28 protein-coding genes are annotated in these 23,974 nt (G+C 71.7%); 10 read left to right on the top strand and 18 right to left on the bottom strand.

All coding sequences use genetic code 11. The features are described 5' to 3' along the window. Positions 1–63: 63 nt before the first annotated feature. From ACZ6EM_RS12280 to ACZ6EM_RS12245, 8 genes are all read right to left on the bottom strand, one after another. Complete coding sequence (locus ACZ6EM_RS12280) at positions 64–1,164, bottom strand: methyltransferase domain-containing protein (RefSeq protein WP_465772320.1); 1,101 nt, start codon at positions 1,162–1,164, stop codon at positions 64–66. Beyond that, positions 1,161–2,135 carry an ATP-grasp ribosomal peptide maturase gene (gene tgmB, locus ACZ6EM_RS12275; protein WP_452178407.1) on the bottom strand — a complete coding sequence of 325 codons (975 nt, stop codon included), beginning with the start codon at positions 2,133–2,135 and terminating at the stop codon, positions 1,161–1,163. The genes ACZ6EM_RS12280 and tgmB overlap by 4 nt, the downstream gene beginning before the upstream one ends. Before the next feature lies 1 nt (position 2,136). Next, a complete protein-coding gene (locus ACZ6EM_RS12270; protein WP_465772319.1) occupies positions 2,137–2,406 on the bottom strand; it encodes a hypothetical protein in 270 nt (89 codons plus the stop codon). A gap of 206 nt (positions 2,407–2,612) precedes the next feature. After that, complete coding sequence (locus ACZ6EM_RS12265; protein WP_401046133.1) at positions 2,613–3,464, bottom strand: helix-turn-helix domain-containing protein; 852 nt, start codon at positions 3,462–3,464, stop codon at positions 2,613–2,615. Continuing rightward, positions 3,461–3,973 carry a DUF6879 family protein gene (locus ACZ6EM_RS12260; protein WP_401046130.1) on the bottom strand — a complete coding sequence of 171 codons (513 nt, stop codon included), beginning with the start codon at positions 3,971–3,973 and terminating at the stop codon, positions 3,461–3,463. Before ACZ6EM_RS12260 ends, ACZ6EM_RS12265 begins: the two co-directional genes overlap by 4 nt. Beyond that, a complete protein-coding gene (locus ACZ6EM_RS12255) occupies positions 3,957–4,148 on the bottom strand; it encodes a hypothetical protein (protein ID WP_452186721.1) in 192 nt (63 codons plus the stop codon). The genes ACZ6EM_RS12260 and ACZ6EM_RS12255 overlap by 17 nt, the downstream gene beginning before the upstream one ends. Positions 4,149–4,497: 349 nt before the next feature. Then, entirely contained in the window at positions 4,498–4,899 is a 402-nt protein-coding gene (locus ACZ6EM_RS12250; RefSeq protein WP_465772318.1) for a hypothetical protein, read from the bottom strand. A gap of 220 nt (positions 4,900–5,119) precedes the next feature. Next, complete coding sequence (locus ACZ6EM_RS12245) at positions 5,120–5,323, bottom strand: EF-hand domain-containing protein (RefSeq protein ID WP_401056539.1); 204 nt, start codon at positions 5,321–5,323, stop codon at positions 5,120–5,122. Positions 5,324–5,598: 275 nt separating this feature from the next. Here ACZ6EM_RS12245 and ACZ6EM_RS12240 point away from each other — a divergent pair, with 275 nt between their 5' ends. Together ACZ6EM_RS12240 and ACZ6EM_RS12235 are read left to right on the top strand one after the other, a co-directional pair. After that, positions 5,599–6,033: a VOC family protein gene (locus ACZ6EM_RS12240; RefSeq protein ID WP_401056537.1), complete on the top strand. Its 435-nt coding sequence runs from the start codon at positions 5,599–5,601 to the stop codon at positions 6,031–6,033. Positions 6,034–6,182: 149 nt separating this feature from the next. Beyond that, complete coding sequence (locus tag ACZ6EM_RS12235) at positions 6,183–6,362, top strand: hypothetical protein (RefSeq protein WP_452178400.1); 180 nt, start codon at positions 6,183–6,185, stop codon at positions 6,360–6,362. 63 nt (positions 6,363–6,425) lie between these two features. Here the strand turns inward: ACZ6EM_RS12235 and ACZ6EM_RS12230 are convergent, their stop codons facing one another. The 3 genes from ACZ6EM_RS12230 to ACZ6EM_RS12220 all read right to left on the bottom strand — a co-directional run bounded on the left by ACZ6EM_RS12230 (position 6,426) and on the right by ACZ6EM_RS12220 (position 8,165). Beyond that, complete coding sequence (locus ACZ6EM_RS12230; RefSeq protein ID WP_452178399.1) at positions 6,426–7,013, bottom strand: GNAT family N-acetyltransferase; 588 nt, start codon at positions 7,011–7,013, stop codon at positions 6,426–6,428. A gap of 89 nt (positions 7,014–7,102) precedes the next feature. After that, on the bottom strand, positions 7,103–7,306 hold the full coding sequence (locus ACZ6EM_RS12225) for a DUF397 domain-containing protein (RefSeq protein WP_452178398.1): 204 nt from the start codon (positions 7,304–7,306) through the stop codon (positions 7,103–7,105). Continuing rightward, positions 7,299–8,165 (bottom strand): helix-turn-helix domain-containing protein, encoded by an 867-nt coding sequence (locus tag ACZ6EM_RS12220; protein ID WP_452178397.1) that lies wholly within the window; start codon positions 8,163–8,165, stop codon positions 7,299–7,301. The genes ACZ6EM_RS12225 and ACZ6EM_RS12220 overlap by 8 nt, the downstream gene beginning before the upstream one ends. Before the next feature lie 217 nt (positions 8,166–8,382). Here ACZ6EM_RS12220 and ACZ6EM_RS12215 point away from each other — a divergent pair, with 217 nt between their 5' ends. Both ACZ6EM_RS12215 and ACZ6EM_RS12210 read left to right on the top strand, forming a co-directional pair. Then, a complete protein-coding gene (locus ACZ6EM_RS12215) occupies positions 8,383–8,745 on the top strand; it encodes an ATP-binding protein (protein ID WP_452178396.1) in 363 nt (120 codons plus the stop codon). Then, on the top strand, positions 8,742–8,993 hold the full coding sequence (locus ACZ6EM_RS12210; protein WP_452178394.1) for a hypothetical protein: 252 nt from the start codon (positions 8,742–8,744) through the stop codon (positions 8,991–8,993). Before ACZ6EM_RS12215 ends, ACZ6EM_RS12210 begins: the two co-directional genes overlap by 4 nt. An 84-nt stretch (positions 8,994–9,077) precedes the next feature. On the opposite strand, the gene ACZ6EM_RS12205 is transcribed toward ACZ6EM_RS12210, so the two are convergent. From ACZ6EM_RS12205 to hisC, 5 genes are all read right to left on the bottom strand, one after another. Continuing rightward, positions 9,078–9,785, bottom strand: coding sequence for a DUF5666 domain-containing protein (locus ACZ6EM_RS12205; protein ID WP_465772317.1), 708 nt, complete (start codon positions 9,783–9,785; stop codon positions 9,078–9,080). Between the two features lie 12 nt (positions 9,786–9,797). After that, the gene (locus ACZ6EM_RS12200; protein WP_401048274.1) at positions 9,798–11,009 is read right to left on the bottom strand and encodes an ABC transporter permease; all 1,212 of its coding nucleotides are present in this window, start codon (positions 11,007–11,009) and stop codon (positions 9,798–9,800) included. Further along, positions 11,006–11,830: an ABC transporter ATP-binding protein gene (locus ACZ6EM_RS12195; protein WP_401048271.1), complete on the bottom strand. Its 825-nt coding sequence runs from the start codon at positions 11,828–11,830 to the stop codon at positions 11,006–11,008. Before ACZ6EM_RS12195 ends, ACZ6EM_RS12200 begins: the two co-directional genes overlap by 4 nt. A gap of 8 nt (positions 11,831–11,838) precedes the next feature. Next, a complete protein-coding gene (locus ACZ6EM_RS12190) occupies positions 11,839–13,221 on the bottom strand; it encodes an efflux RND transporter periplasmic adaptor subunit (RefSeq protein ID WP_465772316.1) in 1,383 nt (460 codons plus the stop codon). Positions 13,222–13,548: 327 nt separating this feature from the next. Next, entirely contained in the window at positions 13,549–14,628 is a 1,080-nt protein-coding gene (hisC, locus tag ACZ6EM_RS12185) for a histidinol-phosphate transaminase (protein WP_359905131.1), read from the bottom strand. Between the two features lie 341 nt (positions 14,629–14,969). On the opposite strand from hisC, the gene ACZ6EM_RS12180 reads away from it, so the two are divergent. The 5 genes from ACZ6EM_RS12180 (at position 14,970) to ACZ6EM_RS12160 (ending at position 21,287) form a co-directional block, all read left to right on the top strand. Continuing rightward, on the top strand, positions 14,970–16,127 hold the full coding sequence (locus ACZ6EM_RS12180; RefSeq protein WP_359905133.1) for a LacI family DNA-binding transcriptional regulator: 1,158 nt from the start codon (positions 14,970–14,972) through the stop codon (positions 16,125–16,127). 172 nt (positions 16,128–16,299) lie between these two features. Next, positions 16,300–17,760 (top strand): metallophosphoesterase, encoded by a 1,461-nt coding sequence (locus ACZ6EM_RS12175; RefSeq protein ID WP_465772315.1) that lies wholly within the window; start codon positions 16,300–16,302, stop codon positions 17,758–17,760. 285 nt (positions 17,761–18,045) lie between these two features. Further along, complete coding sequence (locus ACZ6EM_RS12170; protein ID WP_465772314.1) at positions 18,046–18,936, top strand: hypothetical protein; 891 nt, start codon at positions 18,046–18,048, stop codon at positions 18,934–18,936. A 141-nt stretch (positions 18,937–19,077) separates the two neighbouring features. Then, positions 19,078–20,574 carry an alpha/beta hydrolase family protein gene (locus ACZ6EM_RS12165; protein WP_465772313.1) on the top strand — a complete coding sequence of 499 codons (1,497 nt, stop codon included), beginning with the start codon at positions 19,078–19,080 and terminating at the stop codon, positions 20,572–20,574. A 149-nt stretch (positions 20,575–20,723) separates the two neighbouring features. Continuing rightward, complete coding sequence (locus tag ACZ6EM_RS12160; RefSeq protein WP_401052376.1) at positions 20,724–21,287, top strand: hypothetical protein; 564 nt, start codon at positions 20,724–20,726, stop codon at positions 21,285–21,287. Positions 21,288–21,375: 88 nt separating this feature from the next. Here the strand turns inward: ACZ6EM_RS12160 and ACZ6EM_RS12155 are convergent, their stop codons facing one another. Further along, a complete protein-coding gene (locus tag ACZ6EM_RS12155; RefSeq protein WP_401052374.1) occupies positions 21,376–21,972 on the bottom strand; it encodes an NADPH-dependent FMN reductase in 597 nt (198 codons plus the stop codon). Between the two features lie 101 nt (positions 21,973–22,073). Here ACZ6EM_RS12155 and ACZ6EM_RS12150 point away from each other — a divergent pair, with 101 nt between their 5' ends. Then, a complete protein-coding gene (locus ACZ6EM_RS12150) occupies positions 22,074–22,910 on the top strand; it encodes a helix-turn-helix domain-containing protein (RefSeq protein WP_452178387.1) in 837 nt (278 codons plus the stop codon). A gap of 30 nt (positions 22,911–22,940) precedes the next feature. Here the strand turns inward: ACZ6EM_RS12150 and ACZ6EM_RS12145 are convergent, their stop codons facing one another. Next, positions 22,941–23,882, bottom strand: a complete 942-nt coding sequence (locus ACZ6EM_RS12145) for a LysR family transcriptional regulator (protein ID WP_465772312.1) — start codon at positions 23,880–23,882, stop codon at positions 22,941–22,943. Positions 23,883–23,974: the final 92 nt, after the last annotated feature.

Raw genomic sequence — 23,974 nt, 5'->3', positions numbered from 1 at the left:
GCGCGTCCCGCGCATCAACCCGCCCCGCCGAGCATCAGCTCGGCGGGGCGACGTGCTGCTCCCTCAGCCAGGCCACCGGACCGTGCTGCCGTCCGGCGCCGTGTAGCCCGTGAAACGGCCCGCCGGACCGGCCTCGACGGTGAACCACTCCCGGCGGGGCCGGTTCCGGTCGAGCCATGTCCGGTGGGCCGCTTCGATCACCGTCCAGAGGTCGCGCGGGCCGCTGAGGGTGACGGTGCCGCCCCGCGCGCGGGCGGTCGAGCCGTCCGCGGTGTCGCGGAGGACATGGCCGTCGCGGACGACGGTCGGGCCGAGGTGAAGGTCGGCCCAGAACGCGAACCCCGGGTCGTCCAACACGCGGGCGCAGGTCTCCGTGATCCGGCTGTCGCCGTGCTCCTCACACACTTCCCGGTCTGCTTCCGTTCCGTCTCGCAGCGGCATGAAGCCGGCCGGACGGTGCAGGTACCGCCCCACCGCGCGCCCGTCCGGCAGCTTGGTGAGCCTGGCCACCGCGCCGCCGATCGGAACGACCAGAAGACCACCGGGCGCGCACTGGTCGAGCCACGCCCGGGGCAGCCGGCGAACACCGCAGGTCGCGATGATCCGGTCGTACGGCGCGCCGCCCGGGTACCCGTCGGCTCCGTCGGCCACCGCGACCGTCGGACCGAAGCCCGCCTCACCCAGCCGGGTACGGGCGGTGGCCACCAGGCGCTCGCCGCGATCGATGGTCGTGACGTGCCGGTCCCCGGCGAGTTGGCAGAGCAGCACGGCGTTGTAGCCGGTGCCCGTGCCGATCTCCAGCACCCGGTCCCCGGGGCTGACGTCCAACGCGTCGAGCATGTCGGCCATCAGGCTCGGGAGCGTGGACGAGGACGTCGCCACCCCGCTCACCCCCTCCGGGCCGGCCACCTCCGCGTGGATGCCGTCGACCTCGGTGACCAGCACCCGGTCCGCGTACACCTCCCGCAGCCAGCCGTCGCCTGCCCGCCAGGGACGGTGCACGCCGTCCTCCTCCCGGAAGAACGCGGGAACGAACGGATGCCGCGGCACATTGAGGAACGCCTCCACCACCCGCGAGGACAGCACAGTGCTCGCCCGCTCGATCTCCGAGGCCAACGCGATCCGGGCCCGCAGGAGTTGGTCGTCGTAGGGCACGGTCGTCATACCCCGTCGATCCCTTCCAAGTAGTCGCAGATCGCGGTCGTGATGGGCAGCCCGGTCGCCTGCTCGATGAACCCGTACTGCCCGTTGGGATTGACTTCGAGGAACGTCCATTTCCCCGAGGGCGATACGACGAAGTCGAAGGCCCCATAAGGGAGTCCGAGCCTGCCCAGCATGCGGCGCACCGCACTCGTCACCGCTGCCGGAGGATCACAGACCTGATAGGTCAGATTGTCGTAGTCGCTGCGCCAATCGACTTCTGCTGCTGACGAGTTCGCGTGGATCTCCGCAGCGAACAGCTGCCCGTCCACAGCGGTGAGACGCACTTCATGGGCCTTGGGAACCCACTCCTGGAACAGGTTCGCCGTGGTGGAGATCGATGGATGATCGGTCCCGCCTTCCTCCAGCACGTTCGCGTAGACAGCGACGGACCGACCACCGACAGTCCCGCGGATCGGCGTGAAGGGCTTGTACACCACCGGACCCCCGATGCCCTCCGCGAACTCCCGTGCAGCCGAAGGGCTGTTGGTGATCAGCGTGCGTGGCACTCGAAGCCCGGACTCGGCCGCCACCCGGAGCTGGAACGGCTTGTACTCGGCATCGGCGGCACGGCCCGGCGGCGGCAGCCACCGGCAGGACAGCGCCGACAGCAAGCCTCCGAACCCTCGCCGCGCCTCCGCGGAGGCCACGCTGCGGGCCTCCGCGGACATCTCGGCGGGGAACTCCGGTGCGGTCGGGCGGCGGTAGTAGACCGACCGGACGGTGGAGAGGTCCAGCGTGCGCCTCTCGGTGGCCAGCGTCCCGGCCCAACCGGACGCCCCGTCGAGGCCGGCCACCACGGCCAGCCTCGACGGGAACCACGCCGTGTCCGCCCGGAAGACGGGGGTTCCGCGCCGGTTCAGCTCCTCGATCACGAGGTCGGCGGTGGGATCGAAAGTCCCCGTCAGCACGAGGACGGCATCGGCGATCGACATCTCAGTCGTTGCTGCTTCCCGGGTCGTCCGGCGCGTCCATCTGCCCGGAGGGTTGCGTCGGACCGTAGGTCTTGGGCGGGTTGCTGGTCATGTAGACGCCGGGCGGGAGGCCCTCGTACGTGCAGGTCTGCGTCTCGTCGTCGTAGCCGATGCCGGCGGCCAGGATCCCCCCGGCCCCGGTGACCGGGACGAGGAAGCGGAAGGCGAACGGGCTCCCGGGCCCGTTCTCGCCGTCCAGCCCGGGCATGAGCGTCGCACCGGCGACGCCCATCGGCAGCCGGGACTCGGCGCGGTCGAAGACCGGGACGCCTCCCGGCCGGCTCAGAACGGTGGTGAGCGTGTGTACCTCCGCGTCGTCGCACTCATCGAATCGCCGGCCACGGATAGCCTGCGATGTCGGACGAAAAGCAACGCTAGACCATTGGATTCCGGACATCCAGGCCTATTCGAGTTCCCGCATAAATTCCCCGGCTCATACTACGAGGACCGCCGGAAATCATCTGACCATTGTTCGAGCAGGCATCGGGCATCATCCCCGACATGCGACTCCCTGCGAAAGAAATCAAACAGCTGCCGATAGTGATCGATATCCTTGGGATCACGCAGGACGAGCCGCCCGGTGAACAACTCGATCGTCACGAGCTGCGCCCCGTAGACCGTGAAGGTGTGAAAGGGAACGTCGGCCACCCGGGCAGACAGCGGGATAATGCCGACATTGACGTTCGGGAGCTGAGAAACGGAGGCGATTCGGTCCAGCTGGACGGCCATGATCGGCGAGGCGCACAGTTTCCAACGGACAGCCGATTCGGTCAGCAGGAAGTCGAATCGCTTGCTCTCGTCGTAGAGAACGGCCTGGCGTTCGAGCTTCAGAGCGATGGTCCGGGACACATCGCCTTCGATGGGGTCGATCGGAGGACTCATGGCCGTACGCATGTACTCCGGTGTCTGAAGCAGACCGGACGGCATCGCGGGCAGGAAGTAGCGGATGTGCTGGGCGCCGCTTTCGAGAGCAGCCAGTTCGCGTTGCCGCACATGCAGGCCACGACGGACGGAAGCACGGACGTCCTCGTATTCGGCATTGGCCACGCTGGCCAGGTCGAGCAGTTCCTGGGCCAGGTCAGCGTCCATGCCCACCGCGGCGATGATCTGCTGGACGTCGACGACCGTGGGGAGAACCTTCCCGGTCTCGATACGGGAGATCTTGCTCTGACTCATCCCGCACCGCACGGCCAGACGCTCACCGGAAAGGCCGGAGGCACGTCGAAGATCCTTGAGCGCCGCTGCAAGGTTTCGACGTTGCTCTCCGGCCCTACCGGGATCGAGGGTCAAGCTGTGCTGTACTCCGTGAACGGGACCGAGAGGGACAGAGCGAGATCACGCCAGCGCCGGTACTGCTCCAGATCAGGATCCTCCAGGAGATCCCGCGCGATCTGCGTGCCGTCGGAGCGGTACTTCATGTCGACCACTTTCCTGCTGTCGAACATCCAGAAGTCCTGCTCCGGAAGCCCGGGATTCTCCCGTCCGGTGAGGTCCAGGATCCGGATGTCCTCGCCGGCCTCGACGTTGTACGCGTAGGCGGCGAACTCGTAGCGCAGGTAGTCGGACAGCGGCCTGGTCAGGACGTGGACCCGCCCGATCCACCGCCCGGTCGCACAGTAGTTCCGAACTCGGACAAGCCACGGATCGTCCGCAGGAATATGCAACTCGCCAGTGGCCAGGAATTCCTGAAACTCCTCGTCCTCACCGGGCATGGCATAGGAATTCAGGGTCTCCAGCCGGAACGCCTCACGCTCGAACGAGTCGAAGAACGGGCGCCAGGAGTCACCATCCAAGAGCACGGAACGCCTCCCGCAACACGTCTTCGGGAATCTCCACCACAGACTCCCCCGCGGGCGTCCGCCGCTCCACGGTGTACCCCTGGACGGCGATGGTGCCCCGGTCAGTGGTGTAGATCGTCGGGCAGTCGTCGTTGCGGCAGTTCGGGTCGCCGCCTGCGATCCGTGTGAGCTCCATCGTCCCCTCCACATGCTGTGCGGGTTGGTGACCAGAACCCTAGGGAGCCTGCAAGTCGGCGGGCAAGGATCATTCACGTTTCCGCATAGACAGGGCGCGGAGGGGAAGGAAGGCCTGGCTCCCGATGTCGGCCTGTACGCCGGGTTCTGTCTCCCGGGTCGTCCGCTCATCGGACAGCCTGCCGGGGAGGATGTCCGGAGGACGCAGGTGTTCGAAAGCGAGAATGCGCCTGCCCCACAGTCTCGTTGACCGGCGGCTCCTTGCGGGGAGCAAGGAGCCGCCGGGGGAGAAGCTTCGGCGCGGGAAGTCGGAACGGCCGACTTCCCGCGCCGAGTTGGTGGGCGGGGCGTCAGCCCGCCTTGGGGAAGGCGGCCTTCAGGGCGGAGCCTCGGGTGAGGACGGCGACGGGGACCAGGGCGAGGGCGGAGAGGCCCTGGAGGATCGCGTACCAGACCGGGCAGAGGCCGGGGATCGCGTCGACCGCGATGATGGCGATCGGCATGACGGTGGAGAGGGTGCGGACCCGGTCGAAGGCCTTGAAGGAGCCGCCGGCGGCGCGGGTGGCCAGCCGGTGGAGGACCGGGGCGATGGCGAGGAAGATCACCCCGCGGATCCACATGAACGGGGTCGTCGGGTGGCCGGTGGCCGCCATCACGGCCACTGTGCCGAGGACGACGGCGCCGGCGGCGCCGAAGAGCACGATGCACTTCTTCACCGTGGTGAAGGTGTCCTGGTCGGTCGTGGTCGCCATGGTTCTTTCCCCTCCGTGTCGTTGTGGGAACGACGCTACGGAGCGGACGGGCCGCCGGGTATGGGCCCAGCCCCACGAAGGGGTGGGCCCAGCCCCACCCCCCGGAGGGAACACCGGCGGCCCCTTGCGGGAGGCAAGGGGCCGCCGACGCGACTGCCGTGCGCGGGAAGTCGGCATGGCCGACTTCCCGGAGCGCGGAGTGACCGTCCGATAAAGACGATTACCTGACGACCGCGGCGAATTCCTCGAAGCTGATCTGGCCGTCGCTGTTGTCGTCCGCGAACTTGAAGAGCGCCTCGGCGTTGGCGTCGCTCACCTTGGGGTTCTCCTGGAGGTGGGCCTTGAGCTCCGCGGCGCTGATGTAGCCGTCGCCGTCGGTGTCGATCTCGTCGAACTGGGACTTCTTGTTGTCTGCGCTGCTCATGGGATTCCTTTGATAGGAGATTCTTCCGCGGTTCCGAAGCATAGAGCACAAATCCACGAGTTCCGTCGAGGTCAATTGCGGATATTTAATGACCATAATTTGATAACTGCTTCCGTGTTCGGCTCACTCCACACCCGCGAGGCTCGGCCACGCGGCGAAGGCGGGCACCAGGGCTGCCGGAGACCCGGGATCAGGAGCCCCAACGCCCCACAACCTGCGGATCCGCGGCGGAAATTGAGCGGCGGGTTCCCACTTGTCATGACTATGGTGGCCCGATGACATCGGTCAAGCAGTTCCAGGTCACCTTCGACTGCGCGGACCCCGAGCGCGTCGCCCGCTTCTGGTGCGAGGTCCTGGGGTACGTCCCGCCGTCCCCGCCGGAGGGGTTCGACACGTGGGACGACTTCAACGCCACCCTGCCGCCCGAGGAGCGGGGCGCGTGGTTCGCCGCCAGTGACCCCACGGGCGTGGGCCCGCGCATGTACTTCCAGCGCGTCCCCGAGGGCAAGGCCGTGAAGAACCGGGTGCACCTCGACGTGCGGGTGGGCACCGGACTCGTCGGCGAGGAGCGCGTGGCGGTGCTGGAGGCCGAATGCGCCCGGCTGGTCGCGCTCGGCGCGACACGGGTGCAACTGCTGGTCGCCGATGACAAGAACGAGTCCTGCCTCGCGATGCAGGACGTCGAGGGCAACGAGTTCTGCCTCGACTGAGCGTGCTTGCCGGGATCCGGCAGGCAACTCGGCCGGGATCCTGCGGAGTTCGGTCGGCGCAGGGCTGTGGGTGGCGTGGCTGGTGTGCTCGGGAGTGGACGTGAACGAACGTCCGTGACCTGGGGGGTGGGGGAGTGTCTCCACTGGGCTTGAGCGTGGCCACCTGGTGGTGGATCGTCGCGCTGACGACGGTGCTGTTCTGGGCGCCGGCGGTGCCGCCGCAGCCGACGCGGACGTACCGGATCATGGTGTCCCTGGCGCCGGTGGCCGGAGCGCTCTTCCTGTGCCTGACCGCGGGCATGATGGTGTACTTCGTGATCCAGCCGTAGGCACCGCACGCATCGACCGGTGGCCCCTTGCGAGACGCAAGGGGCCACCGGCACGAACTACCGCTACTTGCGTAGGAAGTCGGACCGGCCGACTTCCCGCGCTTCCCAGGTCTCCTTGAGGAGCTCGTACTCGACTTCGCCGTGCTCGGACCCGGGGATCGACTCCGGCCAGTCCCCGAAGTAGCTCCGGAGGAACGACAGTCCCGACTTCTCCATCACGCGCCGGGACCCCGTGTTCACCGCCATGGTGTTCGCGGTGACCCGCTCCACCCCGAGGTCGGCGAACCCCTTGCCGATCAGGGCCAGCGAACCCTCCGTGGCGTAACCCCTGCCCCAGGCCGACCGGTTCAGCCGGTAGCCGAGTTCGACCACGGCGGGATCGTGGTCGTCGAGCGGGCGGAGTTCGAACCAGCCCAGAAACGTACCGGTGGTCTTCTCCTGGGCCGCCCAGAAGCCCCGGGTACCCGAACACGAGTGGACGTGGAGGAGGCGGGGCAGGGTCCGCGTGCGGATCGCCTCGCGGTCCGCCGGCTTGCCGCCGTTGATGAAACGCATGACCTCGGGGTCGTTGTCCAGCGTGTAGAGGTCGTCGACGTCAGCCTCGGTGAACGGCCGCAGGAGGAGACGGTCGGTCTGCAGGAAGGGATGCATCCAGCGATCTTCATCGGGTACTGCCGAACCCGGCCATCGATTTTTCGGCGGCCCCTTGCGGAGGAGCAAGGGGCCGCCGGAACGGTTCGCTAGGCGTGGCAGGTGGCCAGGCGGTCGAACTCGCCCGCCTTCGCGCCCTGGAGGAAGGCGGCGAACTTGCGAGCGGTCGTACGGACGATGACGTCGCCCTCGTCGGACTCACGAAGTTCGATCACCCCGCCGGCGGGACGGACCTCGATGCATTGAGAGTTCGCAGCCGAGTAACTTGACTTCTGCCAGGTGGAGTTAGGCATTTTTTCTTTCCATATCCTTCTTGATGGATTGAATGAACTCTCGGGAATCCTCCTCCGAGAGCGCCGCTGAATCGATCCCGTCAAGCAGGGAGCGGAACTGGGCGATATGAGCTGGCGCGTCGAAAATCACACTGTCGAGGCCTGAGTCCATCTGTACGGTGTCGAGCTCGGGGATCGGGCCTTCAACGTAGGTGAAGTTCTCATGGTTGACCGGAAGAGTGTCCACCTCGAACAGTACGACTCGGATCGAGATACTCGACCGTTCGGAGTCCTCAATGAGGCCACCGAGCTGCTCGGCTTGAATCTTGGGGCCACTGAACTGCATGCGTAGCGCAGCCTCATGGATGAAGGCCGAGTACGGAGTCTCACCAGAACGAACCACGTTCTGCCGTCGTATGCGGAAGGCCGCCCTCAGGTCCACTTCGTGCCGAGGGAGGAGTGGGAATCCTCGGGCAAAGACCGCAGAAGCATAATCAGTGGTTTGGAGCAGCCCCGGAATGAAGGCCATAGTGTAAGTGGAGAGCGCGTGGGCACGATTCTCCATCTCGGCCATCTCAAGGAAGTGCTGCGAGAGGTTTCCGCGGTACTCCTCCCACCAGCCGCCCTTGTCCCGGTCCGTGATGATGTCCGCGAGCGCGTCGATCAAGGGCTCGTTGACGCACATGCACAACGCGGCGATCGTGCGCAGGCGTTCGACGCTGATGCCGGTCTTGCCGCTCTCCATCTGGGTCACGTGGGCGGGGTTGATGCCCAGTGCGCGGGCGAGTTGGCTGCCGCCGAGACCGGCCTGTTCCCGCATCCTGCGAAGTTCGGCACCCAACCTCAACTGGCGGAGCGTTGGGTTCGATCGAAGGGCCATGGGACCAGTCTGCCAGCCCCGTTCGGGGGAACTTCTCGCCGATCGCCACAAATCTGTGGTGACGCGCGCTATCGTCATCCTCAGAACGATCCGATGGATCGTCAGACACGCTTTGGTTCAGCGCAGTAGGCGCCTGCTGCCCTCCCGCCGAAGAGCAACCACCCCCTGGCCTGGCTCACGGCTTCCCCCTCCACACTCATGCCTCTCGGAGGTTCCTGTGTGCACCCTGAACACCCCCTCCCTCACCCTCACCCGGCAGGCCCTGCGGGACGTCCTGACCCGCGCCGCCTGGGACACCGAGACCATCTTCAACGCCGAACTCGCCCTCGGCGAACTCATCGTCAACGCGTGGCGGCATGCCCACACCGCCTCGCCCGTCGTCTACTTCTCCCTTGACGACCGCACCCTCCGGGTCTGCGTCGCGGACGAGAGCGCCGGCCTCCCCCACGAACGCCCGCTCCCCCTCCTCGCCGAGACCGGCCGGGGCCTCCAGCTCGTCTCCGGGCTCACCCACCGCTGGGGCGTCGACCCCCAGAAGCGCGGCAAAACGGTCTGGTACGAGCTGGACTCCGTCGCGTGACCCGCGAACCGGTCGCGCCGGACGACCCCCGGATGCGGGACTTCACCGCCGCGCACATCACCGTGCTGCTCGGGGAGCTGCACCGGCGCGGCCTCCCGTACGGGCTGCTCTGGGGCTCGGCCTCCGCCGGTGAGACCATCCTCGACGGCCGTCTCCTGGTCGACTTCGGCAACGCGCCCGTGAGCACTCTCCTCAACCTCCTCCACCTGCTCCGGGAGCTGGACCGGGAATCGGTGTGGAACCGGTGAGGCACCTCGTACCGCGCTGAGCACATGCGAAGGCCCTCGCCCACCGAAGGGGCGAGGGCCTCGCGGTCGTCCGTCGGCTCCGGGTCAGCCGCCGGACGGGTTCCTGGGAGCGCCGCCAGCGGCCCCGGCACCGCCACCGGCCCCGCCACCACCGCCGAAGCCACCGAAGCCGCCCGCACCGGCGGCGCCTTCGACGAGCTGGCTGGCCGTGTAGCCACCGTTGGCGTCGGGGGTGCCGACGACGGTCACGCTCTGGCCGGGCTGCAGGTCTCCGACCTTGCCCTCCTTGTTGAGCTGGACCTTCGTCGCGTCGCCGGTGGTGACCTTGATGGTGTTGCCGTTGGTGTCGGTCAGGTACACCGTGTTGCCGTCGACGGCCTTGACCGTGCCCCGGGCGAAGCCGGCCTGCCCTCCCTTGCTCTGCCCGCCCTGGCCTGCCCCTTGGCCCGCCCCCTGCCCGGCGCCCTGCCCCTGCCCCTGCCCACCACGCCGGGAGCCGTTCTGCCCCTGCCCGTAGCCGCCGCCCGAAGCCGCCGCGGCGGCGGCCGGCCGGGCGGAGGACTTCCCGCCGCCCGGGGTCCCGTTGTTCTGCTGGTACCAGACTCCGCCCGCGAAGGCCCCGGTGGCGATCACGCCGCCCGCCAGCACCAGGCTGAGCCAGGGCAGCTTCCGCCGGGGCGGCGCGGCCAGTTCGGCGCTCACGTCGCGGGCGTCCGGCGGGGTGGCGAGCAGGGCGACCTGCTCGGCCGGAGTGCCGGCGTCCGGGCTGACCCTGGCGATCTCTTTGCTCATGACAGTGGAGTCCTACTCGTGCCGGAGGGCGTCGATCGGCCGCAGCGAGGCGGCCCGGTTGGCGGGGTAGCTGCCGAAGAACAGCCCGATGGCGACGGCGATGGCGAACGCGCCGAGCACCGATTCGGGGATCACCACCGGCGTGATGCCGACGATGCTGAAGTGCGAGCCGGCGATCCCGGCCGCGACGCCCAGCCCCGCGCCGATCACCGACAGCAGCGTCGACTCGGTGAGGAACTGCCCGAGGATGACCGCGCGCGGCGCGCCGAGCGCCTTGCGGATGCCGATCTCGCGCGTCCGCTCGGTGACCGTCACCAGCATGATGTTGGTGATGCCGATCCCGCCGACCAGCAGCGAGATCGCCGCCACCGCGCCGAGCAGCACGGTGAAGGTCTTGGTGGTGCTCTCCCGCGCCGTGAGCAGCGAGGCCTGGCTGGTGATCCGGAAGTCCGCCTTGGTGGGGTCGGCGATGGCGTGCGTGCCGAGCAGCACCCGGGTGATCTCGGACTGGGCCGCCGTGGTGCTGTCGGCGTTCGAGGCCTGCACCAGGATCTGGTTGACCGGGCCGAAGCCGGTGAAGGCGTTCTGCACCGTCGGGAGCGGGGCGATGACCACGTCGTCCGGGTCGGTGAAGCCGCTGCCGCCCTTGGCCTGGAGCACGCCGACCACGGTGAACGGCGTGCCGCCGAGGACGACGGACTTGCCGACCGGGTTCTCGGTGTCGAACAGCTGCTTGGCGGTCGTCGCGCCGAGCACCGCGACCTTGCGCGAGGCGAGCACGTCGTCGTCGGTGAAGTACTCGCCGTGGGCGACCTTCTGGTTGGCGGTCTCGAAGTACGACGGGTAGGTGCCGACGATCGAGCCGGGGCTGTACGAGATGTTCCCGTACAGCGCCGTCCCGCTGGTGGTGACCACCGGGGCGACCGACTTGATGGCGCCCGAGTCGCCGTCGCTCGCCAGCGCCTTGGCGTCGGCGACCGTGAGCTTCTTGACCGCGGAGGTGGCCCGGGAGCCGCCGTTCGCCGAACCGGAGCTGACCGTCAGCGAGTTGGTACCGAGCGAGGTGATCGAGTCCTTGACCGCCACGGACGAGCCGTTGCCGACCGCCAGCAGCAGGATCACCGAGGCCACGCCGATCAGCACCCCGAGCATGGTGAGCGCCGAGCGCACCTTGTTGGCGGCCAGGCCGCCGACCGCGAAGCGGAGTGTCTGCCAGAGGATCACGCCGACACCTCCGCGACCGCGGCCTCCGCGAACGCCGCGTCCAGGAAGGGCGGCGGCCCCTCCACGGGCGCCTGCCTCAGGTCGCTCACGATCTGCCCGTCGACCAGCCGCAGCACCCGCTTGGCGTGCCGGGCGACCTCGTCCTCGTGGGTGATCAGCACGACCGTGCGGCCGGTGGCGTTGAGCCCGTCGATCAGGGCGAGCACCTCCTCCGTCGAGCGGCTGTCGAGGTTGCCGGTCGGCTCGTCGGCGAGCAGCATCGCGGGCGCCGTCACCAGTGCCCGCGCCACCGCGACGCGCTGCTGCTGGCCGCCGGAGAGCTCGTTGGGCTTGTGCCCGGCCCGCTCGGCGAGCCCGACCAGCGACAGCGCGGCCATCGCCCGGCGGCGCCGTTCGGCGGTGCGGACGCCCGCGTAGGCGAGCGGCAGCTCGACCTGGGCGAGGGCGGTGGTGCGGGGCACCAGGTTGAAGGACTGGAAGACGAAGCCGATCCTGCGGTTGCGCACCAGTGCGAGCTGCTGCTCGTCCAGGTGTCCGACGTCGGTGCCGTCCAGCAGGTAGCGGCCGGCGGTCGGGACGTCCAGGCAGCCGAGGATGTTCATCAGGGTGGACTTGCCGGAGCCGGAGCTGCCCATCACGGCGACGAAGTCGCCCTGCTCGATGTCCAGGTCGACGCCCTGCGGCTCGCCGGTCTCCGGGTCGGAGGGGCCGCGCAGCGCGTGCACGGTGGCGTCGCCGTGCCCGTACGCCTTGGTGAGCCGGCGGATCCGGATCACCGGGACGGGATGCGCGGGGACGCGCTTGTCGATGACGTGACGCATGATCGGTCTCAGCCCTTGCCGCCGCGACCGGCCCCGCCGCCGGTGCCACCTCCGCCGCCCGGGAAGACCCCGCCGCCCGCGGCTCCCCCGGCCCCGCCCCGGTTGCCGCCGAGGCCCGGGAAGGAGGCGTTCGGGAAGCCGTTGCCGCCACTGGTGGTGGGGAGTTCGACCTTGTCGCCCTCCTTCAGCCCGGAGACCACCTGCACCGTGCTGTCGCCCTCGACCCCGACGCCGACGGTGACCCGCTCGGAGGCGCCGTCCGGCTGCACCAGGGTCGCGGTGCGCGACGTTCCGGTGCCGGAGAGCGCGGAGGTGGGCAGCGAGAGCGCGTTGTCGGCCTCGCCGGTGATCACCTGGACGGTGGCGCTGAGGCCGGTGCGCAGCGTGCTGGTGTCGCCGGTGATCTGGAGCGTGGCCGCGTACTGGACGGCCGCGGAGCCGGCCGCGCCGCCGGATCCGCTGCCGGTGGGCAGCGAACTGACCGACAGGACGGTCGCGTTGAGCTTGGTGTCGGACTGGGCGTTCAGGGTGACGGTGGCCGCCTCGCCCTTCTTCAGCTTGAGCGAGTCGAGCTCGGAGAAGTTCGCGGTGACCTGCATCCCGGTCGGGTTGGTGAGCACGATGAAGCCGCTCGGAGCGGACGTCGAACTCGCGCCGCTGCCCGTGGACTTGGTGGCGGAGGACGAGGAGGCGCCGGAGCCGGTGGGCCCGACGGTGTCGCCGACCTTGCCGGAGACCGAGGCGACCGTGCCGTCCACCGAGGCGGTCAGGGTGGTGCCGGTCAGCGCCGCCCGGGCGTTGGCGAGGTTGGTCTGCGCGGTGGCGACCTGCTGCTGGGCCTGGGCCACGGCCGCGTCGTCGACCTTGGTGGTGGTGATGGTGGTGGTCTGCGGGGCGGGCGTACTGCTCCCGCCCGCCCCGCGGCCACCGCTGCCGGCCCCGGCGCCCGGAGAGGCGGCGGAGGTGGCGCCCGGCAGCTGCTCGGTGGTCGTGGTGGTGACCCCGGCCTGGGCCTTGGTGAGGTTGGCCTGGGCCGTGGTGAGCGCGGCCTGGGCCGCGTCCGCCTGCTGCTGGGCCGCCGTGGTGTCGACGGTGGCGAGCACCTGACCCTTCTTCACGGCGTCCCCGACCGCGACCTCGACCGCGGTGAGCCTGCCGCCGGTGGTGAAGTCCTGGGCCGCGTCGGTCGGTGAGACCAGGGTGCCGGATCCGGACACGGTGGCCAGGACGGTGCCCTTGGCCACCGTCGCGGTACGGGCCACGGGCTTCGCGGAAGCCGGGCCGGAACTGCCGCTGACCGTGGCGTACACCAGGGCGGCACCGCCCAGCAGGGCCACGCCGAGCGCGGAATTGACGAGGACGGCGCCTCGCCGCCGTGGGAGCACCTTCATGCCGGACAGCTTCCCGGGGCCCTCTTGCGTCGTCCTGGACGCCGGCTGGGAGAAGCCTGACCGGCCGGATCCGGGCATTGCGGACAGAGCACCCCTCCCGTGCGGGCGTCTTGGCGGCCCCGTGGGCGGCCGTTGACGGAACTCCCAGCGGGCTCCCAGCGACCTCCAGGCATCCGGCAGGACGTTCTGAGGGCGTTCTCACGGAGTCGGGCGGGACCGGCGGCAGCCGCCCGGAACGCCGCAGGGTACGGAACCCGCGGCAGCCGTGCGGAACGCCGCAGGGGCGCACCGGAGAACCGGCACGCCCCTGCGGCCACCAACAGGACGTCAGAGCGACTTGCGGAAGGCCTCCGCCACCGACAGGAAGATCGAGTTGCCCTCGGCCTCGCCGATCGACACCCGCACGCCCTCCGGGAACGGCCGCACGATCACGCCGGCCTCGGCGCACGCGGCGGCGAACTCCGGCGAACGCTCGCCGAGCCAGAGCCAGACGAAGTTGGCCTGCGAGTCCGGGATCTCCCAGCCCTGGGCGCGCAGTCCGGCCACCACCCGGGTGCGCTCCTCGACCAGTGCCTCGACCCGCTCCAGCAGCGCCTCCTCGGCGCGCAGCGAGGCGATGGCGGCGTCCTGGGCGATCCGGCTCACGCCGAAGGGGGTGGCGACCTTGCGCAGCGCGGCCGCCACCGGCTCGTGCGCGATGGCGAAGCCGACCCGCAGGCCCGCCAGGCCGTACGCCTTGGAGAAGGTGCGCAGCACGCACACGTTCGGGCGGTCCCGGTAGAGGTCGATGCCGTTGGGCACCTCGGGGTCGCGGATGAACTCGATGTAGGCCTCGTCCACCACGACCAGGACGTCGCCGGGGACGGCGTCCAGGAAGCGCTCCAGCTCGGCGCGGTGGATCACGTTGCCGGTGGGGTTGTTGGGGTTGCAGACGAAGATCAGTCGGGTGTTCGGAGTGACCGCGGCGAGCATCGCGTCCAGGTCGTGGTCGCCGTTCGCCTTGAGCGGCACCGGGACGGGCGTCGCCCCGGAGACCGTGGCGACGATCGGGTACGCCTCGAAGGAGCGCCAGGCGAAGACCACCTCGTCGCCCGGGCCGGCCGTGGCGAGCACCAGCGACTGGGCGATGCCGACCGAGCCGGTGCCGGTGGCGATGTGCTCGGCGGGCACCCCGAAGCGCTCGGCCAGCACCGAGGTCAGCTCGGTGACCCCCATGTCGGGGTAGCGGTTGAGCGAACCGGCCGCCTTGACCGCGGTCTCCAGGACACCGGGCAGCGGCTCGTAGGGGTTCTCGTTCGAGGACAGCTTGTAGGCGTCGGCGCCGGCCGGCTTGCCGGGCTTGTACGTGGGGATGCCGTCGAGGGTCGGCCGCAGCCGCGGGCCCTGCGCTGACGTACCACTGCTCACGGTCGTACTCCGTTTCCAGTTGCGGAACTCTCCGGTGCGCTCGCCCGCCACGGACGGGGTCGCCTCCGTGCCCGGGACCTCGTGACGCGCCCGGACTCCCCGGTCGGGTGCCTTGCACGATACCGACCGCCCTCACCCGTAGGAGTGAGATGCCCGGTCGGGTTACAGGCGCAGATCAGCCATTCTGCCCGGTTCCTTTGGCACATGTCAGAGGTAAGAGGCCTGGTTTCAGGCGGGTATCGAAGGGGCGCACCCCGGCTCACTCTTGGAGAAACGTATCTCTGGGGGCTTCCGATGCGCCGGTCACAGACCCTTGTCAGGAGCCATACGATCGGTCCGCCATGACAGCAGCAGCCAACCAGAGCGGTCGGCGTCCCACCACCTCACGGCGTCTGGAACGGGCCGGCATCCGGGATGTGGCAGCAGCCGCCGGAGTGTCGATCACCACTGTCTCCGATGCGCTGAACGGAAAGGGCCGCCTGCCCGACGAGACCCGCAGCCGGGTGCGCGAGGTCGCCGAGCGCCTCGGCTACCGCCCCTCCGCGGCCGCCCGCACCCTGCGCACGGGACGGTCCGGCCTGATCGGCCTGACCGTCACGACCTACGGTGAAGAGCCGTTCACCTTCACCGAGTTCGCGTACTTCGCCGAGATGGCCCGGGCCGCCACCAGCGCCGCCCTGGGCCGCGGCTACGCGCTGGTGGTGCTGCCCGCCTCCTCCCGCCACGACGTCTGGGGCAACATCGCCCTGGACGGCACCGTGGTGATCGACCCGCCCGACCAGGACCCCCTGGTGAGCGAGCTCTACCGGTCCGGCGTGCCGGTGGTCAGCGACGGCAAGCCCGGCAACTGCCCGGTCACCGCCTGGGTCGACAACGACCACGAGGCCGCCGTGCTCGGCATCCTCGACCACCTCTCCGAGGCCGGCGCCCGCCGGATCGGCCTGCTCACCGGCACCAGCACCGACACCTACACCCGGCTCTCCACCGAGGCCTACCTCGGCTGGTGCGCCAAGGTCGGGCAGGAGCCGGTGTACGAGACCTACCCGGCGCACGACCCGGCCGCCGGCGCCGTCGCCGCCGACCGGCTGCTCGCCCGCCCCGACCGGCCGGACGCCGTCTACGGACTGTTCGACCCCAACGGCACCGACCTGCTGGCCGCCGCCCGCCGCTACGGCCTCCGGGTGCCGGACGACCTGCTGCTGGTCTGCTGCAGCGAGAGCGACGTCTACGCGACCACCGAGCCGCCGATCACCACGCTCTCGCTCAAGCCGCGCAAGATCGGCACCACGGTGGTCAACCTGCTCATCGACGCGATCGAGGGCGTGGACTCCGGGACGGGCGTCGACATCGCCCGGCTCTTCCCGCCGCGGTTCCGCACCGCCGGCACCGGGCCGCCGCCCGGCACCCTGATGCCGACCGAGCTGATCGTCCGCGCGTCCTCCCAGCGCCGGAGTCCGCGCACCACCGTCAGCCCGCCCCGGGCCCCGGGCGAGGTATAGACCACCACGCCGCAGCGGCCCCGAGGCCGGGCCGCGCGGCCCCGCCACAGCTGACGAGACCATGCCGAGCCGGGACAAAACGGACCTTGCGGGACCGCCCGGCTGACGCTCCGGAGGATTGGATACCCACCAGGTGACGACGCCGGGAGAGTGGTCTTCCTATGATGGGCGAATGACACCCGAGGACCGCTTCCCCGGGCCCGAGCACCCCCACTCGGTCCCCCGCCACCAGCCGGACCTCGACGTGCTGCCGTACGGCACCTATTACGAACCCGACGCCGCCACCGGCTACCCCGCCGCACCCTACGAGGGGGAGGGCCACGACGGGGAGACCTACAGCGGCTACGGCGGAGCCCGCTACCTGGAGCAGCACTGGCCCGCCGACGGCCAGGGCCACACCGTGCACGCCCAGGGCATCGGCATGGACCAGGCCCCGGCCTTCTCGCAGCAGGGACATCAGGAACACCAGGGACAGCAGGAACACCAGGGACAGCAGGAGCACCAGGGACACCAGGGGCAGGGCGGCTACGAGGACGGCCCCGGGTACGAGGAGCGCACGGGCTACGCGGGCGGGGAGCAAGGCGGCTACGAGAGCCGGGAGCAGGCCGGCTACGACGGCCAGGACCAGACCGGCTACGACGCGCGGGAGCAGGGCGGCTACGACGGCCGGGACCAGACCGGCTACGAACCCACCCTGCCCGACCAGCCCTCCCCCGCACTCGGGCTCGACGGCCGCGACGACCCGCCGACGATCGAACTCGGCCCGCCGCTGCCCGACCCCGCCGCGCCCACCTACCCGTACCCGGCCCCCGGCCCCGGCGAGCCCCCCGGCCCGGTCTACGTCGTCGGCGACGTGCACGGCTACCTGGAGGAGCTGCGCGCCGCGCTGCACGGCCAGGGCCTGATCGACGCCGACGGCCACTGGTCGGCCGGCCGCGCCCGGATCTGGTTCCTCGGCGACTTCACCGACCGCGGCCCCGACGGCATCGGCGTCATCGACCTGGTCATGCAGCTGGCCGCCGAGGCCGCCGCGGCCGGCGGCTACTGCCGCGCCCTGATGGGCAACCACGAACTGCTCTTCCTCGGCGCCGCCAAGTACGGCGACGAGCCCGTCCAGTCCACCGCCGGCACCGCCTCCTTCCTCGCCGCCTGGCGGCTCAACGGAGGCCAGCAGAGCGACCTGGACCGGCTGGAGGCGCACCACATCAGCTGGCTCTCCCGGCTGCCCGCCATGGCGGTCGAGGACGGCCACCTGCTGCTGCACTCCGACACCACCGCGTACCTGGAGTACGGCGAGTCCATCCCCGACGTCAACGACGCGGTGCACGGCCTGCTCGCCGACGGCAGCGTGGACGAGTGGTGGGACTGCTTCCGCCGCTTCACCAAGCGGTTCGCCTTCCGCGGCGACGCCGGCCCGATGGCCGTCCACGAGCTGCTGGACACCTACGGCGGCAGCCGGATCGTGCACGGGCACAGCCCCATCCCGTACCTCACCGGCGCGGTGCACAACGACGACGGCCAGCCGCCGCACATCCCCGGGCCGTACGTGTACGCGGACGACCTCGCGGTGGCGATGGACGGCGGCGTCACCATGGAGGGGCGGCTGCTGGTCGCCCGGCTGCCCATCGGCTGAGGCGCGCGGCCGCTCCATCGGCCGGATCGCCCTCCGGCTGCCGACCGATCGTCAACCGACCATCGCCGTAGAACAGTTGTTCCCGGCGCTCGGGCGGTCGCACGCGCGCGTCCCGGGGCGCGAAATTCCGGAAACCGACTGTCAGCCCGGGCGCGCCCGCCCCTACCATGAGGCACACCACACCCGGCCGCCCGTCCGGCGGCCCGCCTCCGCGCCCGTTTCGGCGTCCTGAGGGCCGCGCGCCCCCGGGGCGGAGCGAACGGGGTCCGCACGAACGGGGTCCCCATGTCCAACCCCCCGCCACTGCTCGCCGAGGACCGCCCGGAGTACGAGCGCCTCCTCACGGAAGCCCTGCGCGACCGCGCCGTCCTCACCGCCCTGCGCGCACCCGGCGCGCTCACCACCGACCAGCTGCGCATCCGCGCCCTGCGCGACGCCGACCGCGTCAACGCCGCGGCCGCCACCGAGTACACCCACTACACCCGGCTGCGCGAGAGCCTGCACAGCACGCCCCCGCCGCCGCCCGGCAGCGAACCGGCCGCCCCCGGGCTGCTCAGCCAGCTGCGCTCCGGGGGCGGCGGTGCCGGACTGTTCCCCGTCCTCACCGTGCTCACCCCGATCCTGGCCTGGGCCGCCGCCCTGTTCCTGCTGCTGATCGGCTACCTGCTGCGCGCCGCCGGTCCGAACCTCGCCCTCGCCCGCTCCCTGGTCACGGCCGGGTGGGTGGCCCTCGCCGCCGGGGTCGCCGCGATGGCCATCGGCGTCATCGGGCTGCTGCTCACCGCCCTGCGCGAAGGCGCCGCGACCGCCCCGGCCGGCACCGACCCGGAGCTCGCCGCCGAACTCGGCGACGCCCACCGCGAGTGGCGCGGCGCGCTGCGCGAGCGCGGAATCCTCCCGTACCTGCTCGACGCGCTGCCGCCGGTGCCGGGCCCGGCCGCCCGGCCCGACCACGACGGCCCGGGCCACGAGAGCCCCGACCACGACGGCCCGGGCCACGAGGGCCCCGACTTCAGCAGCCCCGGCTACACCTCGCCCGCGTTCACCAGCCCCGGCCCCGAGGGGCTGACCGACCCCCGGGGCCGCACGACCCGCCCGGCCGCCTTCACCCCGCCCGACTTCACCGGCCCCGGGTACACACCGCCCGACTTCACCGGGCCCGACGAGGTCCGCTGAGCCCTCCGCGACGCCCCGGGTGCCCGGGGCGCTTCCGGGGGACATCCCCACCCCCGGTCCGGGTGCGACCACCATCGCCCCGGACTCCGCCGCCCGCCAGGCTGGAACCCACAGGAGGAGAACGACCGGGGGAGAGCGGCGATGAGCACCGGACCCGTCCGATCAGCACGCACCGGAGCGGCGCTGCTGCTCACCGCCTTACTCGCGGCCCTGCCGGGGCTGCTCCTCACCGGCGGACCGGCGGGTGCCGCGGCCGTGAGCGGCACGGCGGCGAGCACCACACCCGCGAGCGCCACGTCGGCGACGGGCAGTCCGGTCGCCGACCCGGTCGACTTCACCGGCGCCGGCGGCACCGTCCTGCACGGCCTGCTGCTGGCCGCCCCCGCCGCGACGGCCGGCACCCGCGGCCCCGGGCTGGTCATGGTCCCCGGGGCCGGGCCGGGCCCGCTGGCCGAACTGCGGGCCGCCGCCGAGGCGTACGCCCGGCACGGCGTCACCACGCTGGTCTTCGACAAGCGCACCGACGGCTACTCGATGACCCACCGGGACTACGGGCAGCTGGCCGAGGACGCCCTGGCCGCCGTCCGGCTGCTGCGCGCCCGGCCGGAGGTCGCGCCGGACCGGGTCGGCCTGTGGGGCCTGTCCGAGGGCGCCTGGGTGGCCTCGCTCGCCGCCACCCGCACCACCGAGGCGACGTACCTGGTCACCGTCGGCGCGGTCGGCCTCACCCCCGCTCGCCAACAGGCCTGGGCGTACCGGGGCTACCTGCGCCACGCGGGCGTCCACGGCTCACTGATCGACGCGCTCTCGGACACCTCCGTCCGGCAGCTCACCGCCGCCGGACTCTTCCCGCAGGCCGACTACGATCCGGTGCCGGCGTGGGAGCGGGTCCGGCAGCCGGTCCTGGCCGAGTGGGGCACCCTCGACCGCGAGGCCGCCCCCGAGGAGAGCGCGACGATCATCCGCCGGGCCCTCGACCGCGGCGGCAACACCCACTACACGCTGCGGACCGTCCCCGACGTCCGGCACAACCTGCACCTCACCGCGGACGACGGCTACGACCGGCCCGACCGGCTCCCGGCGGACTACGCCGAGGCCGAGTCCGCCTGGATCCAGCGGCTCGCCACCGGCCTGCCCACCGCCTCCACCGACCCGGCCCCGCAGCAGGACACCCGCAGCCGCGCGCTCGATCCGCTCCCCTGGTACGAGTCCACCTGGGTCGAGGCCGTCGCCACCCTGCTGTGCCTGACCGGCTTCGCGGGCTACGCGCTGACCGGCGCCGCCCGCCGCCTGCGCCGCCGGCCGCGCCCCGCCGCCCTGCCCCGGGCCGCCCGCTGGGCCGCCCTCACCGGGACGGCCGCCCTCCTGGGCGCCCTCGGGTACCTGCTCTTCCTGACGGTCACCGCCGCGATGTTCCCCGGCCCGGTCCTGTTCGGCCGCCCGGTGGTCTGGCTGGCCGTCCAGCTGCTCGCGCTGTTCGCGCTCGGGGCGGCCGCCGTCGCCGCGGCCGGCGCCCGGCGGGAGCGGGCCGCCCTGGCCGCCGCCCCGGCGGCCGACCGGGTCCGGCTGGGCGCACTGCTGCTGGCCGGGGTGGTCTTTCTGCCCTGGGCCCTGTCCTGGGGGCTGCTGCTGCCCTGACCTCGTCACTGCGGCGACCGCCCGCTCCCCCGCCCGGGGGAGCGGGCGCGCCCGGTTTCAGCCCGGGTGAGGACGCCCCCGCCCGCGCGCTCCGGGAGGGTCGGAGCGGTGGCGGACGGACGGCGTCCGCCCGGGCCGGAGGCGGAACCATGGGCGCACGGACGATCGCGGCACGACTGCACGGCACACCCGCACCGGGCACACCGCGCTGGGCGGTCCGGACCGGTTACGCGATCACCCTGGCGGTCCTGCCCTCCTGCCTCTGGCGGATCGGCGGCTTCATCCTCGGGCTGCCGCTGCTCGACCACGGCCCGACGCCGCCGGAGCAGGACCCGGCCTCGTTCGACGGCGGCTGGGCGTACATCCTGGCGCTCAGCGTGGTCAGCGAGGCGCTGGCGCTCCTCTGCTTCGGCCTGGTCGCCCGCTGGGGCGAGGTGTGGCCGCGCTGGATCCCCGTCCTCGGCGGCCGCCCGGTCCCGGTGCTCGCCGCCGTGGTCCCGGCCGGGCTGGGCTCGGCGGCGCTGATGGTCTTCCCGTACGCGATGGTGATGTTCTCGCTCGGCCTGACCATCCGGGGCGACCGGCACATCGGGCTGATCACCCACGGCTGGCAGACCGTCGCGTTCTGGGTCGGCTACCTGCCGCTGGCCGCCTGGGGACCGCTGCTCGCCGTGCTCACCGTGCACTACTACCGTCGGCGCAGGGCGGGTTGAGGCGCCTCCCTGCTCCGGCGCCTTCCCTGCCCCGGTCCCTTTCCCTGCCCCGGTCCCTTTCCCCGCTCCGGCGCCTTCGCCGTTCCGGTCACGCCGGGTACGGCGCGGCGGCCCGCGCGTTCTTCAACGCGCCCGCCCACCAGGACAGCTGGTCGAGCAGGACCTTGGCGTAGCCGGGCGCCTGCGGGTCGTTCGGGCGGCCGTCCGCCCAGGCGGTGAAGTAGTTCGGGAAGGCCAGGCCGTCCCGGATGGTCACCGCGTGCAGCTCGGTCAGCACGTTCTCCAGGTGCAGCACGGCATGCCGGCCGCCGGCCGCGCCGCCGTAGCTGACGAAGGCGACCGGCTTGGCCGTCCACTGGGTGAAGTGCCAGTCGATCGCGGCCTTCAGCGAGGCCGGGTAGCTGTGGTTGTACTCCGGCGTGACGACGACGAAGGCGTCGGCGCCCTCCAGGGCCTCGGTCAGCTTCGCCATCCCGGCCGGGCGCGGATACCCGTCACCCGCGAACTTCGGTGAGGCGGCGGGAAGTTCGAGCGGCAGATCGATCTCGGCGAGGTCCACCGTCTCGACCTCGAAGCCGCCGTGCGAGGCGGCCTGCTCGGCCACCCACGAGGACACCACCGGGCCGAACCGGCCCTCCCGGACGCTGCCGAGGATGATCACCAGCTTGTGCGTGTTCGTCTCCATGGCGACCACTCTCCGCCCGCCGCACGGCCGCAACCAGGCCGTGCCCAGGCTGGCCCCCGCAGGGCCACCCTCCACGCGACGATCAACCGTACGCTCGCCATATGGGCACACCACTGGGGGACTTCATCCGCGCGAAGCGCGACAGCATCCAGCCGGAGACGCTGGGCCTGCCCGACCACGGCCGCCGCCGCTCACCCGGCCTGCGCCGCTCCGACCTGGCCGTCCGGGCCGGGATCAGCGTCGAGTACCTGACCCGGCTGGAGCAGGGCCGCGACCGCAACCCCTCCACCGCCGTGGTCAACGCGCTCGCCGACGCCCTCAGTCTCGACCCCGCCGAGCGCAACCACGTGCGCTACCTCACCAAGATCACCGGCGGCGCGTGCGCCGGCCACGCCCGGCCCGTCCCCGCCCCGCGCGAGCTGCGCCCCACCGTCCGCGAGACCCTGCGCCTGCTCGAACCGGGCATCGCCGCCGTCACCAACCGCCTCGGCGACGTCCTCGCCCACACCAGCGGCTACGCGGCCGTCCTCGGCGCGGCCGGACTGCTCGACGCCCCGGCCCCGAACCTCACCCGCTACGTCTTCACCGACCCGCGCGCCCGCACCCTGTTCGCCGACTGGGACGACATCGCCGACGAGCAGGCCTTCGACATCTGGCTCGGGCCCTCGGTCGAGTCCGCCGAATGGCTCAGCACCGAACTCGCCCCGCTCGCCGGCCCCGAGTTCACCCGGCGGATCGGCAACCACCTCGTCCCCCGCCGGGGCCCGCTCCGCCTCCGCCACCCGTCCGGCCCCGAACTCCGGCTCCACCGCGAGACCCTGGACCTCACCGACGACGCCCAGCAGCTCCTCGTCCTGCTCCCCGCCGACGACGACACCGCCGCCCACCTCGACCGCCTGCTCGCCCCGGAGCGGCCCCGGCTGCGCGCGATCTCCTGAAACCCCCACCGGCCACCCCGCCGGCACCGGTCACTCCGCCGGCACCGGTGACTCCGCCGGCACGCACAACGGCGTCGCCCGGTCGACCGACTCCGCGACGGCGTCGGTGGCCGCCCGCACGAAGGCGCGGACCCGGGCGGTGGTGTTGCTCTCCAGCCAGACCGGGCCGCGCTCGATCGGGGGCGCGTCGTGGATCGGCACGTACGCGACGTCCGGGCGCGGGTAGTAGCGGCGGGAGTGTTCGCCGACCGGGAGGACGCCGCGGCCCATCGCGACCAGGCTGAGCATCTCGGAGAAGGTGCCGCCGGACGGCCCCTTGGGCACCGGGCGGCCGGACGGGGTCCGGCCGGGGGTGCGGTCGCGCTTGAAGCCCGCCGAGGTGACCTCCGGGTACTGCACCACCGGATGGTCCGCGAGCACCTCCAGCGACACCGACCGCTCGCCGGCCAAGGGGTGTCCGGCCGCCACCGCGAGGACCCGCCGCTCGGTCAGCAGCACCGGCCCGCGGGCCATGCCGTCGAACGGGTAGGAGGCGATCAGGACGTCGATCGAACCGTCCACCAGGCTCGCCCGGGAGTTGGAGAGCTGCACCTCCCGCACGTCCACCCGGCAGTCCGGGTGCCGCTCGCCGAACAGCGCGACCGCCTTGAGCAGCACCGGCGCCGTCCACTCGCCGAGGAACGCCACCCGCAGCTCCCCGGTGACGCCCCGGTTCGCGTCCTCCGCCCGGCGCAGCGCCGCCTCCATCGCCGCCACCACCGGGGTCAGGTCGTCCGCCAACTGCCGCCCCACCGGGGTGAGTCGGACCGACCGGCTGGTGCGGTCGAACAACTGCCCGCCGATCCGGCGCTCCAGCTTCTTCACCACCTGGCTGACCCGCCCGGTGGTCAGGTGCAGCCGCTCCGCGGTCCGGCCGAAGTGCAGCTCCCCGGCGAGCGCGAGGAAGACCTCGATCTCCAACCGCTCCAGCATCCCGCCCCGTCCCTCGATCGTTGAATCCGGCTCAACGATCCTACGGCGATCGCGCATTGATCACCCGCCCGGCCGAGAGGATCGTTGAACCC

The sequence above is a fragment of the Kitasatospora sp. NPDC041917 genome, from assembly GCF_055589745.1.
Note: the sequence above shows the minus strand (reverse complement) of the source record. Positions and strands in the feature narration are given on the sequence as shown.